Below are 14,321 nucleotides of genomic sequence, written 5' to 3'. Positions count from 1 at the left end.
TACATTTGCCCACGGTGCAAGGCTTTAGGAAAATAGGCTTTTTCGGCTGGCCGCCGCCCCTCGAGCTGCGTGCAAGCATACGTGTTTTGCATGCACCGCTGCGCCTTTTCTCTGCCTGGAAACCTTTTTGATGATTGCTCTGCTTGCCCCCGAACGCGACCCGCTGGCCCACTACCAAAGCTTCCTCGACGCCCTGGCCGCCGACGGTTTTCGTGGCGAGATCGCCCGTGACCTGGGCCTGCGCACGGTGCTGGCCACCGACAACTCGATCTACCAGCGGCTGCCGCAGGCCGCGGTTTTCCCCCGGGATGTCGCGGACGTGGAACGCCTGGCGCGGCTGGCGGCGAGCCCGGAACATCGCGCGGTGGTGCTCACCCCCCGTGGCGGCGGCACCGGCACCAACGGCCAGTCGCTGACCGACGGCATCGTGGTCGACCTGTCGCGGCACATGAACCAGATCCTCGAGATCAACGTCGAGGAACGCTGGGTGCGGGTGCAGAGCGGGGTGGTCAAGGACCAGCTCAACGCCGCCCTCAAGCCCCATGGCCTGTTCTTCGCCCCGGAGCTGTCGACCTCCAACCGCGCCACCGTCGGCGGCATGATCAACACCGACGCCAGCGGCCAGGGCAGCTGCACCTACGGCAAGACCCGCGACCACGTACTGGCGCTGAGTACCGTGCTGCTGGGCGGCAGCCGCCTGGACAGCGCGTCGATCGACAACCGCCAGTTGACCGAAGAGGCCGCGCAGCCCGGGCGGATCGGCGAGGTCTACCGCTGTGCCCAGGACATCGCCGACCACCAGGCCGAGCTGATCGAGGCGATCTTTCCCAAGCTCAATCGCTGCCTGACCGGTTATGACCTGGCGCACCTGCGCGAGAGTCCGGAGCAATTCAACCTCAACAGCGTGCTCTGCGGCTCCGAGGGCTCCCTGGGCTTTATCGTCGAGGCGCGGCTGAATGTGCTGCCGATTCCCCGGCACTCGATCCTGGTCAACGTGCGCTACGCCGGCTTCATGGATGCGCTGCGCGATGCCAAGGCGCTGATGGCGCTGAAGCCGCTGTCGATCGAGACGGTGGACTCCAAGGTGCTGATGCTGGCCATGCAGGACATCGTCTGGCACGGCGTGGCGCGGTATTTCCCCGAGCAGGCGGACGCCCCGACCCTGGGCATCAACCTGATCGAGTTCAGCGGTGACGACCAGGAAGAGCTGGAGCAGCGGGTCGACGCCTTCGTCCGCCACCTGCAGCAGGACAGCTCGGTGGTGCGCCTGGGCCATACCCTGGCCATCGGCGCCCAGGCGGTGAACCAGGTGTACGCCATGCGTAAGCGCGCGGTGGGCCTGCTGGGCAACGTCCAGGGCGAAGCGCGGCCGCAGCCCTTTGTCGAAGACACCGCGGTGCCACCGGAGAACCTGGCGGACTACATCCTCGAATTCCGTGCGCTGCTCGATGGCTACGGCCTGCAATACGGTATGTTCGGCCATGTCGATGCCGGCGTGCTGCACGTGCGGCCGATCCTCGACATGAAGGACCCCAAGCAGGCGGCGTTGATCCGGCCGATCTCCGATGCGGTGGCGGCGCTGACCCACAAGCACGGCGGCCTGTTGTGGGGCGAGCACGGCAAGGGCCTGCGCTCGCAGTATGTGCCGGACTATTTCGGTGAGCTCTACCCGTCGCTGCAGGCCCTGAAGGCCGCGTTCGACCCGTTCAACCAGCTCAACCCCGGCAAGATCGCCACCCCGGCCTCGGTGCCGGAGGCGCGCCTGACCCGGGTCGACGAAGTGGTGCTGCGCGGCGAACTCGACCGCACCATCGACGAGCGCGTCTGGCAGAGCTACGACAGCGCCCTGCATTGCAATGGCAACGGCGCCTGCTACAACTTCGACCCGGACGACGCCATGTGCCCGTCGTGGAAGGCCACCCGCAACCGCATTCATTCGCCCAAGGGCCGCGCCTCGCTGATCCGCGAGTGGCTGCGCCTGCAGGGCGAACAGGGGGTGGACGTGCTGAACGGCGGTGGCGCGCGGCTTTCCAACCTGGCCCGGCGCGTCTACAACAGCGCGGCGCAGCTGGCCGGGCGCGAGGACTTCTCCCATGAGGTGTACGACGCCATGGCCGGTTGCCTGGCGTGCAAGTCCTGCGCGGGGCAGTGCCCGGTCAAGGTCAATGTGCCGGAGTTTCGCTCGCGCTTCCTCGAGCTGTACCACGGCCGCTACCTGCGCCCGCTGAAGGACTACCTGATCGGCTCCCTGGAGTTCAGCGTTCCCTATCTGGCGCGCTTGCCGCGGCTGTACAACGCGCTGATCGGCGCGGCGCCGGTGAGCCGGGCGCTCCAGCACCTGGCGGGGATGGTCGACAGCCCGTTGCTCAGCACCCTGGATTTCCAGGCGGTGTGCCGCCGGCGCAATGTGCGCATGGCCAACGCCGCGCAACTGGCGGCGCTGTCCGCCGAACAGCGCGAACGCAGCGTGATTCTGGTGCAGGACGCCTTTACCCGGTTCTTCGAGACGCCGCTGGCGGCCGAGTGGCTGGAGCTGATCGAGCGCCTGGGCTTCCAGATCTACCTCGCGCCGTTCGCGCCAAACGGCAAGCCCTTGCAGGTCCAGGGTTTCCTCGGCGCCTTTGCCCGGGCCGCGCGCTACAACGCGCAGTCGCTGCTGAAGCTGCAGGCCAGCGGGGTGCCCCTGGTCGGCCTCGATCCGGCGATGACCCTGGTCTACCGCCAGGAGTACCGCAAGACCTTGGGGGCGGCTCAGGCGCCGGAGGTGCTGCTGCCGCAGGAATGGCTGGCCCGGGTGCTGCCTGCAGTACCTAGTGAGGCATCGGCCGAAGCGAACCCGACCGCCGAGGCCGAGCCCTATCAGTTCCTCGCGCACTGCACCGAGAAGACCAACGAGCCGGGTAGCATCGGCCTGTGGCAACAGGTGTTCGCGCGGATGGGCCTGAAGCTGCAAGTGCTGGCCAGCGGTTGCTGCGGCATGTCCGGTACCTACGGCCACGAGGCCCGCAACCTGGCCACTTCGCAGGTGATCTACCAGCAGTCCTGGCAGCCGCTGGTGGCCCGCCACGGCCAGGGCGGCCGGCTGCTGGCCGACGGTTACTCCTGCCGCAGCCAGGTCAAGCGCCAGGAGGGGCAGGGCCTGCAGCATCCACTCCAGGCTCTGCTGGAACAACTGCGCAAACGCCCGCTAGCGACCTGACGACAGGGGGCGATGTAGCCGCTGCCGAGCCCGCGAGGCTGCGCTCGGTTTGGGCGGCATTCCGACGCAGCGACCGCAAACCCAGCATCCCGGATCTTCCCGCCGGCACGGGGGGCTTCAGTCGGTGCCGTCCATCAACTGCTTGATGCGCAGCCAGTCGTTGCGCGCTTCCAGGTATTTTTCGTTGGCCCGCTGCTTGGCGCTGCTGAACAGGGCCAGGCGGTCGTCGTCGACATGGTCGGTGTTAAGCAGCTCATAGGCCTGGACATCCAGGCGGTCGGCTTCGGCAAACAGCCGGGCGTTGTTCGCCAGCTCCCGGTTGATTCGTTCTGTCCTGCTCATGGATGCATCGTCCTCCTTAATCCTGCATAGGGCCGGCCACGGCAAGACACCTGAGCCCATGGGTATTCACCTTGCACCGGGTGCCTCGGCCGCTGGCCGAGATATCGAGACCTTGCCTGAATTTGGAGAATCGCCTTTTACCCGGGGTTCCATGGCGCTGCCGAGTGGTTGTCGGCAGCGCGCGGATGGGCGCGGGTCAAGGTTATTCCTGCGTGCCATGGATCAGCTCCAGGGCCTCGCTGCGCGACAGCGGCCGTTGCATGCGCTGCGACAACAGGGCTATGGCCCGCGGGTATTCGCAGGCGACCACCGACTCCACCTGTTCGTTGAAACACAGCAGGGCGATAAAGCGGTACTGCTCCGGCTCGCCCTCGAAGACGATCTGGTTCCACCGGCGGGCATGGCCGAGCACCTCGAAGGTCTGGTCGTAGAAATAGGTCCAGAAGAACGGCACCACGCTGAAACTCAGCTGTTCGCCGAGCATATTGCAGGCGGCGAGCCGGCCCTGTTGCTGGGCCACGCGCCAGTGTTCGATGCGCTGCGTGCGGCCGTCGCAGGGGTAACTCACGAGATCGCCGGCCGCCCACAGGCCATTGGCCACGGCCAGGCCGGCATCGGCCTTGAGCGAACCGTCCTCGGCCCGGTCGAGGCCTTCGACGAAGGCCGTGGCAGGGCTGACGCCGATGCCGAACAGCACCAGGTCGACGGCGATGCGCTGGTCGTTGTCGAGGACCACCTGTTGCACCTGGCCCTCGCCGACCAGGGCCCGGGCTTCGCAACCGGCGTGGTAGATCACCCCGTGCCGTTCGTGCAGGGCCCGTATGGCGTTACCGATGCGTTCGCCCAACTGGCGTTGCAGCGGTACCGGGTGGCGACCGATCAGGTGCACCATCAGCCCGCGCTTGCGCAGGGCCGAGGCGGCTTCCAGGCCGATAAAGCTGTCGCCGACGATCGCCACGCGTTTACCGGGGCGGGCCTGTTCCAGCAGGCGCGCGGCATCCTCCCGCGAGCGCAGCATGAACACCCCCGGCAGGTCGGCGCCTTCGATGGCCGGCAGGCGCGGCTCGGCGCCGGTGGCCAGGAGCGCGGCGTCGTAGTCCAGGCGCTGGCCGTTGGCCAACAGGATCTGCCGCCGACGTGGGTCCAGGCGCAGGACCTCGGCCTGCAGCACCTGTAGATCGGCCTTGCGATAGAACTCCGGCTCGAGCAGGGCCGGGACTTCCTCCGGCGGCATCTCGCCGGCCAGCACGTATTTGCTCAGGGCGGTGCGGTCATAGGCGGGCCGCGCTTGCTTGTCGATCCAGGTCAGGTTCCTGGCGAAGCCCTTGGCCCGCAGGGTCGCTACCGCGGCGGCCCCGGCAGCGCCGGCGCCGATCACCAGCAGCCGGCGCGAGTCGGCCTGCCGTGGCGGGGCGGGTTCGGCCATGGGCTGGTCGGCAACCCAGACCCGGTTGTCATGGCGGATGTCGACTTTGTAGCGCTTGAGGCTCGCCAGCGGAGGCGGCTCGCAGACCAGTCCGCTGTCGCAGGCAAAGGCGCCCTTGTGCCAGGGGCAGATCAGTCGTCCCTGATACACCGCGCCCTGTTCCAGCGGCGCCCCGGCGTGGGGGCAATCGGCCTGGTAGGCCCGGACCTGATCGCCGGTGCGAACCAGCAGCACGGCTTCGGCGCCGACCTGGACCCGGGTGCCGCGGTCTTCGGGCAACTGGTCGAGGCGGGCCACGACATAAAAGGTCATCGCTTTTCTCCTGCGCATTGCGCGCCCTCGGCCATCCTTGCGCGCCACCTTCTCGGGGGCGCGGGGCCGGGTACGGAATCTTCTGCTCGAGGGCGCAACGCGGCCCGGCCAAGTGGCTTCGCACGGCTTTCGTCATGAACGCCGCCATTCGCTGGATTAAGTGTGGACCCTGCAAAGCGCGGCCGATGGGCGCGCTCCGATAGCCGGTCATGCCCGGGCCCGGGCCAGGCCGCTAGACAGCCAGACCGCTAGACCGCCAGTTCGATCAACCGGCCTTCGACCTGGCCGGCCTCGATGGTCAGATACCCCAGGCTGACCGGCAGCTTGAAACGCCTTGGCCCGGCGCTGCCCGGGTTGATGTAGAGCACATCGTCCTGCCAGAACTGCAGCGGCCGGTGGGAGTGGCCGGTGACCACCACCCGCACGCCCGGCGGCAGAGGCTTTGGCACCTCGGCCAGGACATGGCAGAGCAGCAGGTCGACGCCATCGAGCTGCACGGTGATGTGATGGGGCAATGCCCGGGCCCAGTCATGGGGCTGATCGACATTGCCGAATACCGCGGTCACCGGCGCCAGGTGTCCGAGGGTGGCGAGCATCTGCGGGTCGCCGATATCACCGGCATGCAGGATGTGCGCGCAGCCCTGCAGCGCCGCCAGCGCGCCGGGACGGAGCAAGCCGTGGGTGTCGGAGATCAGGCCTATTTTCATGCGTCGCTTTTCATCGAAGGCTGGCTAATGTGGTTTCGCCGTGGTGCAAGCATAGCCGGTCGCGCTCGACGACAACCGGCGCGGGCAGGCAGGTGGCATGGGCGGTCCGGGCAAAAAAAGCCGGAGTGCGTCAGGGACGACACTCCGGCGTTGTGGATCAGGCTTTGCGGGTACCGCCGCCGGAGCCTTGGGTGCCGCCTTTCTTGCCTGCGTCAGGGGCTTTTTGCCGATCGGCGGGGATGTTGCCCCCCGAGCCCTGGCCGCCGGATTTCTTGCCGGTCGGGGAGGGCTTTTGAGTGTCCTTGTTGCCCATGAGTGGGTTTTTTCCGCTGGTAGCCATTTTTTCAATCCTCGATAGTGAGCGATTTGACACCTCGCAAGATTGGGAAACACAACCGCAAACGAAAGTTTGAAAAAGTTTCTTGCGGAACGACGAGTGGACTGGTCGTGAGGGGGCGCATGCATGCCGGCTCCAGCCTGTGCGTTTATGCCCATGGCCCGTCCGCTTCGGCGGCGCTTTTTATGGTTCTCGTAGCGGGCGAGCATCGGTTGGGTGCTTAGGTCGTGGGTCATGTGTTTGGGGCTGCGCGATCAGCCGCCCGAGACTTTCCAGTGCCTGACGTCGTCGGCGAAGATCACCTGGCGCACCTCGTGGGCGATGCCGTAGGCCAGCGACTCATGGGCGGCGATGACCTTTTCCTCGGCCGACAGGCATTTGAAGATATCCAGCTGGGTCGCCGCGTCAGCGGTTTCCAGCTCATAGATTTTCACGTAGCGCGCCAGGTCGTTGTCCAGGCTGGAGAGGTATTCGCGCAGGCGCTGGTGATCCACCGAGTTCTGGCTGAAGTACCAGTTCATCGGGTGGATCAGAAAGCGCGAATGCGGCGCGGTGATGCGCCGGTTGGCGGCGAGAAACATGATGATGCCCATCGACTCGATGTTGCCGGCGTTGATCGCGCACAGCGGCACCGGCAGCGATTTGAGAAAGGTGTAGAGGGTGAAGCCGAAGTTGGTGCTGCCGCCGGTGGTGGAAAGATTCAGCAGCAGCGAGGTGGCGCCTTGTTCGATGGCTTCCAGGCAACTGTCGCGAAAGCGTTCGCTGGTGCCCTGGTCGATCTGGCAGTGAAAATGCACGATGTGCTCGGTCATCGGACGGCCTCCCGGTATGGGCCACGGTGCGTGACCTGGCTCTACGATTGAGCCCGGGTGGCGGCGAAAGTTTCGCTGAGCAGGTGTCTGGCCAGGAGGGCCGGGCGACCGCTCATCCATTGCCTTGCACCCCCTGGCCCGGCCCGCTGCCTGACGGAGTAGGGCCCGGATTCACCGGGCCTGCCGTGAGGTGCACCATGTCCCAGTCGATGCATGACCCCAGCGAGCCCCGCACTCCTGAACCCGACCCTCTGCAACCGGCTCGCCGGCACGACCCGGTGATCGATCCCAACGTCAACGGCGATGCCGAACGCGATAAGCGGCGTGACGATGACAGGGAACGGCCAATGATCCCCGATCTGCCGGCACCGAACGAACCGACGCCACTGTCCGATGACCGCCGCTGACCGTGACACGACGGGTGGCTGAAGGAACAGGAGACTCACTGTAGGAGCGAGGCTTGCCCGCGATGATCGCCAACGATGACGCGAATCCAGCCGATATGCGCGGCGTTCTCAGGCTCATCGCGAGCAAGCTCGCTCCAACAGTGTCGGGGGTGGGGGATCAGTTGCGGTCCAGCCATACCGTCTGTGCGTTGCAGAACTCGCGGACGCCGAAGTGCGACAGCTCACGGCCGAAGCCGCTTTTCTTCACGCCGCCGAAGGTCACCCGTGGATCGCTGGCGCAATAGCCGTTGATGAACACGCCGCCGGTTTCCAGCTCGGCGGTCAGGCGTTCGGCCAGGGCGACATCCCGGGTGTAAATAGTCGAGGCCAGGCCGAACTCACTGTCGTTGGCCAGTTCCAGGGCGTGTCGGGCATCCCGGGCACTGATGATCGAGGCCACCGGGCCGAACAGTTCCTGCTTGAACGAGGTCATCCGGTCGGTGACGCCGGCCAGCACCGTCGGCAGGTAGAAGTTGCCCGGACCCTCGGCCTTGGCGCCGCCTAGCAGCAGGGTCGCGCCTTCGCTCAAGGTGGCCTGCACTTGTTCGTCCAGTTCGTCGCGCAGGTCGAAGCGCGCCATGGGGCCGATGTAGGTGGCGCCGGCCAGTGGATCGCCGACTACCAGCTGGCGAGTGGCGGCGACGAACTTCTCGGTGAAGGCCTCGACCACCCCTTGCTCGACGATCAGGCGCTTGGCGGCGGCGCAGACTTGCCCGGTGTTCTGGTAGCGGCCGATGACCGCGGCCTGCACGGCGGCGTCCAGGTCGGCGTCGTTGAGCACGATAAAGGGGTCGGAACCGCCGAGTTCCAGCACGCATTTCTTCAGAGCCGCGCCGGCCTGGGCGCCGATGGCGATGCCGGCGCGCACGCTGCCGGTCAGGGTCACGGCGGCGATCCGTGGGTCGGCGATGGCCCGGGAGACGCCGTCCGCGGTGACGTTGATCACCTCGAACACGCCCTGGGGGAAACCGGCGCGCTGGAAGGCTTCCAGCAGCAGGTAGGCGCTGCCCATGACGTTCGGCGCATGCTTGAGCACGTAGGTATTGCCGGCGATCAGCGCCGGCACCGCGCCGCGCAGCACCTGCCAGATCGGGAAGTTCCACGGCATCACCGCAAGGATCGGGCCCAGCGGCCGGTACTCGATGCGCGCCTTGCCGCTCGGCACCGGGGCCGGCTCGGGGGCGAGCATCGCCGGGCCTTCGGCGGCGTACCACTCGCAGAGCTGGGCGCACTTCTCGATCTCGCCGCGGGCCTGGGCGATTGGCTTGCCCATTTCCAGGGTGATGCTGCGGGCCAGGGGCTCGCCGTTGTCGCGCAGGGCCTTGGCCAGGGCCAGCAACAGGGCCGAGCGCTGTTCCAGGCCGGTGCGGCGCCACTGGGCGGCGGCCGCGGCGGCGCGGGCGAGGGCGGCGTCCAGCGCCTCGGCGGATTCATAGGGGTAATGGGCGATCTGCTCGCCCGTGGCGGGGTTGATCGAAAGGGCGTGGGTCTGGCTGGAAACCGGGGTCATGGCAGCGTCCTGTGGGCTGGGGAATGGCCGCAGGTTAGGCTGGTACAGGGCTTATGAAAACTGAATAATAAAGAGCCTATCTTTCACGTTTGGAGAATGAGATGGACCTGGTGCAGCTGGAAATCTTCAAGGCGGTGGCCGAGCAGGGCAGCATCAGCGCCGCGGCGCAACTCATCCACCGGGTGCCCTCCAACCTGACCACGCGGATCAAGCAGCTGGAGCAGGATTTGGGGGTGGAGCTGTTTATCCGCGAGAAAAGCCGCCTGCGCCTGTCGCCGGCCGGCTGGAGTTTCCTCGACTACGCCCGGCGGATTCTCGACCTGGTGCAGGAAGCGCGGCTGACGGTCGCCGGCGAAGAACCCCAGGGCCCGTTCTCCCTGGGTTCCCTGGAGAGCACGGCGGCGGTGCGGATTCCGGCCTTGCTGGCGGCCTATAACCAGAAGCACGTCAAAGTCGAGCTGGACCTGTCCACCGGCCCCTCCGGGACCATGATCGATGGCGTGCTGTCCGGGCGCCTGACCGCGGCTTTCGTCGATGGCCCGGTGCTGCACCCGAGCCTGGAAGGCGTGCCGGTGTTCGACGAGGAAATGCTCATCATCGCGCCGCTGGGGCATGCGCCCATCACCCGCGGGCGCGACGTCAACGGCGAGAGCATCTACGCCTTTCGCGCCAACTGCTCGTACCGCCATCACTTCGAGCGCTGGTTCAGCGAGGATGGCGCGGTACCCGGCAAGATCCACGAACTGGAGTCCTACCACGGCATGCTGGCCTGCGTCAGTGCCGGCGCCGGCCTGGCGCTGATGCCGCGCAGCATGCTCGAAAGCATGCCGGGCTGCAGCACGGTGAGCATCTGGCAGCTGGCGCAGCCGTTCCGTTTCCTGCAGACCTGGCTGATCTGGCGCCGCGGCACGGTATCGCGCAGCCTGACCCACTTCGTGCGCCTGCTGGAGGAGCGTGGGGCAGTATCGGCCAGCGCCTAGGAGGTCGGCACGGTCTGATTGCGCCCCGCGCGCTTGGCCATGTACAGCGCCGAGTCGGCCTGCATCAAGAGGGTCTTGAACTCGGGCGTGGCGGGCACGCAGCTGTAGACGCCGAGGCTGATGGTCACGACGCCGCCGGGGTTGTCGACATGCTCGATCGCCAGTTCCTGTACCGCCAGGCGGATGCTCTCGGCCAGCACGTAGGCGCTGCCAGGCTCGGTGTCCGGCAGCAGCACCGCGAACTCTTCGCCGCCGTAGCGCACCGCCAGGTCCGAGGGGCGCCGCACGCACTGGCTGATGGCCCGGCTGACGGCGCAGATGCAATGGTCGCCCGCCACATGGCCATAGCGGTCGTTGAAGCTCTTGAAGTGGTCGATATCGAGCATGATCAGGCTGATCGACGAGCGCTGCCGGGCCGCCCGCAGCCACTCCAGTTCCAGGTTGCGCTCCAGGTGCCGGCGGTTGGCCAGGCCGGTCAGGCCGTCCTGCAACACCAGGGTCTCCAGCACCGAGCGGGCTTTCTTCAAATGGCTTTCCACTCGCAGGCCCTTGCGCACCTGCTTGAACAACAGGATGCCGACCAGCAGATTGATCAGCAGCACCACGGCGATCATTGCGGTCAGTTGGTAGGTATCGGCACGCCAGCTGCTGAGAATGGACTCCTGGGAGTTGGCCGCCGCCACCACCAGCGGGTACTTGTACAGCACCCGATAGCCGAACAGGCGGTCGACGCCGTCGATGATCGACTTGACCATGACCGTGTCGGCGGGGGCACGGGGTATGTGCACGGAGAAGATTTCGCCCCGGGCCAGGGACGCACCGATGAGCTTTTCGTCGAACGGCCGCCTGGCGATGATCGTGCCCTGGGGCAGGGCGAGAAAGATCGCGCCCTTGTCGTCGATGCTGAAACGATCGAAGAACTTGTCGAAGTACTCCATCTTGATGGTCGCCAGCACCACGCCCTTGAAGTTGCCCTGGGCGTCGTTGACCCGGCGCGAGAACGGGATCACCCAGTCGCCCGTGGTCTTGCTGCGCAGGGCCGCGCCGACCCTGGGGGACAGGGTTGCATTCTCGCGGTGGAACTTGAAGTAGTCGCGGTCCGAGTTGTTCGCCTTTGGCGGCTTGTAGTCGAACGAGGTGAGCACCCAGTTGCCTTCCCGGTCATAGAAGAACAGGCCGTGCAACTGTTCGGTGGTGAACACGCGCTTTTTCAGCAGCTTCTGGGTTTTTTCCAGGGCCTGGGGCGACAGGTCGTCGAGGCGCTCGATCAGCTCTTCGAGGATCAGGTTGGCTTCGTCGAAGGTATCGGTCGCCTGTTGTGCCATGGACAGGGCCAGGTTGCCGGAGATCAGCCGGGCTTGCGCCAGTTCATGGGCCTTGCTGTTGATGACCTGGATGCCATAAATGCTGAGAATCGACACCGCGACCACCATCAGGAAGGCGATAGTGACCGCCAGTGCGGGAAGTCGTTTCGACTCCAGGGCAATGTCTTCGGGGCTGATGTCGGGTTTTCCGTCCATGGTGTTCCTTGTCTTGCCGGGAGTGAAACAGGGCTGTCGTCGGGCTCCTCGATGACAGCTGCCGCTCGTTGAGAAAAGTTGCCAGGGCCTTAGCCACGATAGCTCAGTGCTTCCCACCGCAAGATAAAAAACAGGGCGCTCGCCGGCAGTGCGCCCTGTAGGGGCCGGTTCATGCGCTGGGCTGGGCCGGTGGCTCGCCAGCCGCCTTGTCCTGGCTGTCGCTGATCAGCATGAGGTTCTGCGGCGACGACAGGGCGATGCCCACTTCGCGCAGGCGCCCGAGGATGGTGAACAGCAGGTCGCTGCGGGCACCGGACACCGAGCGCGGGCTGCCGACGTAGCCGCTGACGCTGATGATCAGGCCATTGCTGGTCAGGTCCTTGAACGATACCGAGGTCGCCGGCGCCTTGAGAATCGCCTCGTGCTCGGCATAGGCCTGCAGCAACAGCTCGCGCACCTGCAGCACATCGGTTTCCAGGGGCAGGGTGAGGGTGATGCCGACCACGCCCAGGGCGTTGTCCATGGTCACGTTGCGCACGTTCTGCGAGATGAACTGCGAGTTCGGCACGATCACTGTGGAGCGGTCGGACATCTGGATTTCCGTGGCGCGCACGTTGATCCGCCGGATATCGCCCTCGACCCCGGCCAGGCTGACCCAGTCGCCGACCTTCACCGGCCGCTCGGTAAGCAGGATCAACCCGGAAATGAAGTTCTGCACGATGGCCTGCAGGCCGAAACCAATACCCACCGACAGGGCGCTGACCACCCAGGTCAGGTTGGTCAGGTTGATCCGCAGGGTCGACATCACCACGATCGCCAGCAGGACAAAGCCGATATAGCCGACCAGGGTCACCAGCGAGGCGCGCATGCCGGCGTCCATATTGGTTTCCGGCAGCAGCCGCTCGCTCAGCCAGCGCTTGAGCACCCGCACGGCGAACATCCCGCCGACCAGGAACGCCGCCGCCAGCAGCAGGTCCTGGGGCACGATGTTGAGGTTGCCCAGGGACCGGCCGCTGACATCCAGTTGGGCAAAGCCTTCCAGCAGTTCCCCCGGGCTCGAGCCGGACGGCATGAAGGCCAGCAGCGCCGCGGTGAACAGCAGCAGGGTCCGGCCGATGCCCGCCAGCACGGTGGTGGCCTGGGCCTGGTGGCGCGGCGACAGGCCCAGGGCCGCCGCCAGCGCCAGGCCGCCGGGTTGCTTGGGCGACAGCAGGGTTTCGCAGAGGTCGCCGAAGCAGGCGATCAGCAGGTAGGCGCTGGTGGTCACCACGCTGATCCACAGCAGCTTGACGGTGAGGAAGTACGCCAGGCTCAGGTAGCCGCTGAGCAGCGACAGCAGGATCACCGTCACCCATACCGCCACGATGAAGGGCAGCAGCCCGGCGATGCCGGTGGGGCGCTCCAGCTCGAAGCGCCGGCGGGTACGGCGATGGCGCAGCAGGGCGAAGAAAAAGATCAGCGCGGTGACCAGCGCCGTCAGGCCGTTGACCGCCACGGTCAGGGCCAGGCTGCTGGCGATCACGCTGTTGATCCGCTCCTCGCCGGCGGTGAGCAGCAGCGCCAGCGCGAGGATCAGCGGGAACGGCCCCAGGGCCGTGGCGATCTGATCGGGAATCGGCGGCAGGCGCCAGGACGGCCGCGACAACATCAACATGGCGCGGCCGAGGCCGACGATGAAGGAGCAGAAAATCAGCAGGGTCAGCCACTGGCCGATCAGGTTGAGCACATCGGCGCTCAGGGTCGCGCTGTTGACCAGCCCCCAGCGCAGCAGCGAGGCGGCGGCATTGATGGTGACGATGGTCGCCAGCCCCACGGTCAGCGCCAGGGCGCTGCGGCGCAGGCGGCCCTCGGGCAGCCAGCGGATCATCGACCAGATCGCCAGGCGTTCCAGCAGGCGCCGGCCGACCACCCAGATCAGCGCCGCGATGACCAGCGTGGTGATGAACAGCCCGCGATTGCCGGGGGCCAGTGCCGTATCGAATGCGGCCCAGACTTCATCGGAGAGGCGGTTCAGGCGTCCGAGGTCATCCTCGGTCGGGCGGATCAGCGTGGACCAGAAGGCCGGGCTGAGGGGGCTCGCCGAGCGGGTGCTGATCTGCGAATTGAACAGGCTGCGCCGCAGGTTGATGATCTGCGCGGCGAGGTCGCGGCCGGACTGGCTGAGCAGGTTGGCCTGGCGCTCTTCGTCGAGCAGGTTGTCCTTCTGCGCGCTCAGCACCTGGCGCTGGCTGGTCAGGCTGGGGGCTTCGTCGGGCAACGGTGGGCCCAGGACCTTGAGCTGGTCGTCCAGGCGCTCGATATCGGTGGCGCGCAGGGCGATCAGGCTGTCGGCCTGCTTCTGCACTTGCAGCGCGGCCTGGCGCAGGTCCGAGAGCAGGTCGTCGTTACCGCTCGCCGACACGCTTTGGCGGATCAGCTCCAGCCGGTCATTGAGTTGCTCAAGATCCGCGCCCTCGGCCAGCAGCGGCAGCTGGTTGCGGGCAACACTCTGCGGCCCGGACGCCGGGGCCGCGAAGGCCGGCAGCGCAATACACAGCAACAGGGCCAACAGCCCCATCCCCCAGCGGTTCTGTCTCACTCGCCGCATCTGTCATGTCCTCTTTTGCTGTTCACCAGCCCTGACGAGCATAGACCGCGCCATCGCGGCATAAATTCCCCGGTGGGCGGCCCGCCGCCATGGCGATCAGGGTGGCGCAGCATGCCGGTTTACACGGCGTTCGAGAACGGGGG

General features: G+C 66.5%; 11 protein-coding genes. 3 read left to right on the top strand and 8 right to left on the bottom strand.

The genetic code is table 11. The features are described 5' to 3' along the window. Positions 1–130 precede the first annotated feature (130 nt). Positions 131–3,199: a D-2-hydroxyglutarate dehydrogenase YdiJ gene (ydiJ, locus tag C4K27_RS16420; RefSeq protein ID WP_053261285.1), complete on the top strand. Its 3,069-nt coding sequence runs from the start codon at positions 131–133 to the stop codon at positions 3,197–3,199. Between the two features lie 117 nt (positions 3,200–3,316). On the opposite strand, the gene C4K27_RS16415 is transcribed toward ydiJ, so the two are convergent. The 5 genes from C4K27_RS16415 to C4K27_RS16395 form a co-directional block, all read right to left on the bottom strand. Then, entirely contained in the window at positions 3,317–3,541 is a 225-nt protein-coding gene (locus C4K27_RS16415; protein WP_007925467.1) for a hypothetical protein, read from the bottom strand. Positions 3,542–3,743: 202 nt separating this feature from the next. Next, a complete protein-coding gene (locus tag C4K27_RS16410; protein WP_053261284.1) occupies positions 3,744–5,279 on the bottom strand; it encodes an FAD-dependent oxidoreductase in 1,536 nt (511 codons plus the stop codon). 248 nt (positions 5,280–5,527) lie between these two features. Further along, positions 5,528–5,986: a metallophosphoesterase family protein gene (locus tag C4K27_RS16405; RefSeq protein ID WP_053261283.1), complete on the bottom strand. Its 459-nt coding sequence runs from the start codon at positions 5,984–5,986 to the stop codon at positions 5,528–5,530. 157 nt (positions 5,987–6,143) lie between these two features. Then, the gene (locus C4K27_RS16400) at positions 6,144–6,326 is read right to left on the bottom strand and encodes a hypothetical protein (RefSeq protein ID WP_125738048.1); all 183 of its coding nucleotides are present in this window, start codon (positions 6,324–6,326) and stop codon (positions 6,144–6,146) included. Between the two features lie 251 nt (positions 6,327–6,577). Beyond that, entirely contained in the window at positions 6,578–7,135 is a 558-nt protein-coding gene (locus C4K27_RS16395) for an ATP-dependent Clp protease proteolytic subunit (protein ID WP_053261282.1), read from the bottom strand. Positions 7,136–7,332: 197 nt separating this feature from the next. On the opposite strand from C4K27_RS16395, the gene C4K27_RS16390 reads away from it, so the two are divergent. Next, on the top strand, positions 7,333–7,542 hold the full coding sequence (locus tag C4K27_RS16390; protein WP_053261281.1) for a hypothetical protein: 210 nt from the start codon (positions 7,333–7,335) through the stop codon (positions 7,540–7,542). Positions 7,543–7,699: 157 nt separating this feature from the next. On the opposite strand, the gene C4K27_RS16380 is transcribed toward C4K27_RS16390, so the two are convergent. Further along, positions 7,700–9,091, bottom strand: coding sequence for an aldehyde dehydrogenase family protein (locus C4K27_RS16380; RefSeq protein WP_053261280.1), 1,392 nt, complete (start codon positions 9,089–9,091; stop codon positions 7,700–7,702). A 101-nt stretch (positions 9,092–9,192) separates the two neighbouring features. On the opposite strand from C4K27_RS16380, the gene ptrR reads away from it, so the two are divergent. Further along, a complete protein-coding gene (gene ptrR / locus C4K27_RS16375; protein ID WP_053261279.1) occupies positions 9,193–10,071 on the top strand; it encodes a putrescine utilization regulator PtrR in 879 nt (292 codons plus the stop codon). Here the strand turns inward: ptrR and C4K27_RS16370 are convergent. Together C4K27_RS16370 and C4K27_RS16365 are read right to left on the bottom strand one after the other, a co-directional pair. Then, positions 10,068–11,591 (bottom strand): sensor domain-containing diguanylate cyclase, encoded by a 1,524-nt coding sequence (locus C4K27_RS16370; protein WP_053261278.1) that lies wholly within the window; start codon positions 11,589–11,591, stop codon positions 10,068–10,070. The genes ptrR and C4K27_RS16370 overlap by 4 nt on opposite strands. Before the next feature lie 169 nt (positions 11,592–11,760). Next, complete coding sequence (locus tag C4K27_RS16365) at positions 11,761–14,178, bottom strand: DUF3772 domain-containing protein (RefSeq protein WP_053261277.1); 2,418 nt, start codon at positions 14,176–14,178, stop codon at positions 11,761–11,763. Positions 14,179–14,321: the final 143 nt, after the last annotated feature.

The organism is Pseudomonas chlororaphis subsp. chlororaphis, assembly GCF_003945765.1.
GTDB classification, from domain to species: Bacteria; Pseudomonadota; Gammaproteobacteria; order Pseudomonadales; family Pseudomonadaceae; genus Aquipseudomonas; species Aquipseudomonas chlororaphis.
Note: the sequence above shows the minus strand (reverse complement) of the source record. Positions and strands in the feature narration are given on the sequence as shown.

Excerpts from the sequence above, each read along its gene's own strand:
- ydiJ (WP_053261285.1), top strand. The coding sequence starts at position 131 with ATGATTGCTCTGCTTGCCCCCGAACGCGACCCGCTGGCCCACTACCAA.
- C4K27_RS16415 (WP_007925467.1), bottom strand. The coding sequence starts at position 3,541 with ATGAGCAGGACAGAACGAATCAACCGGGAGCTGGCGAACAACGCCCGG.
- C4K27_RS16410 (WP_053261284.1), bottom strand. The coding sequence starts at position 5,279 with ATGACCTTTTATGTCGTGGCCCGCCTCGACCAGTTGCCCGAAGACCGC.
- C4K27_RS16405 (WP_053261283.1), bottom strand. The coding sequence starts at position 5,986 with ATGAAAATAGGCCTGATCTCCGACACCCACGGCTTGCTCCGTCCCGGC.
- C4K27_RS16400 (WP_125738048.1), bottom strand. The coding sequence starts at position 6,326 with ATGGCTACCAGCGGAAAAAACCCACTCATGGGCAACAAGGACACTCAA.
- C4K27_RS16395 (WP_053261282.1), bottom strand. The coding sequence starts at position 7,135 with ATGACCGAGCACATCGTGCATTTTCACTGCCAGATCGACCAGGGCACC.
- C4K27_RS16390 (WP_053261281.1), top strand. The coding sequence starts at position 7,333 with ATGTCCCAGTCGATGCATGACCCCAGCGAGCCCCGCACTCCTGAACCC.
- C4K27_RS16380 (WP_053261280.1), bottom strand. The coding sequence starts at position 9,091 with ATGACCCCGGTTTCCAGCCAGACCCACGCCCTTTCGATCAACCCCGCC.
- ptrR (WP_053261279.1), top strand. The coding sequence starts at position 9,193 with ATGGACCTGGTGCAGCTGGAAATCTTCAAGGCGGTGGCCGAGCAGGGC.
- C4K27_RS16370 (WP_053261278.1), bottom strand. The coding sequence starts at position 11,591 with ATGGACGGAAAACCCGACATCAGCCCCGAAGACATTGCCCTGGAGTCG.
- C4K27_RS16365 (WP_053261277.1), bottom strand. The coding sequence starts at position 14,178 with ATGCGGCGAGTGAGACAGAACCGCTGGGGGATGGGGCTGTTGGCCCTG.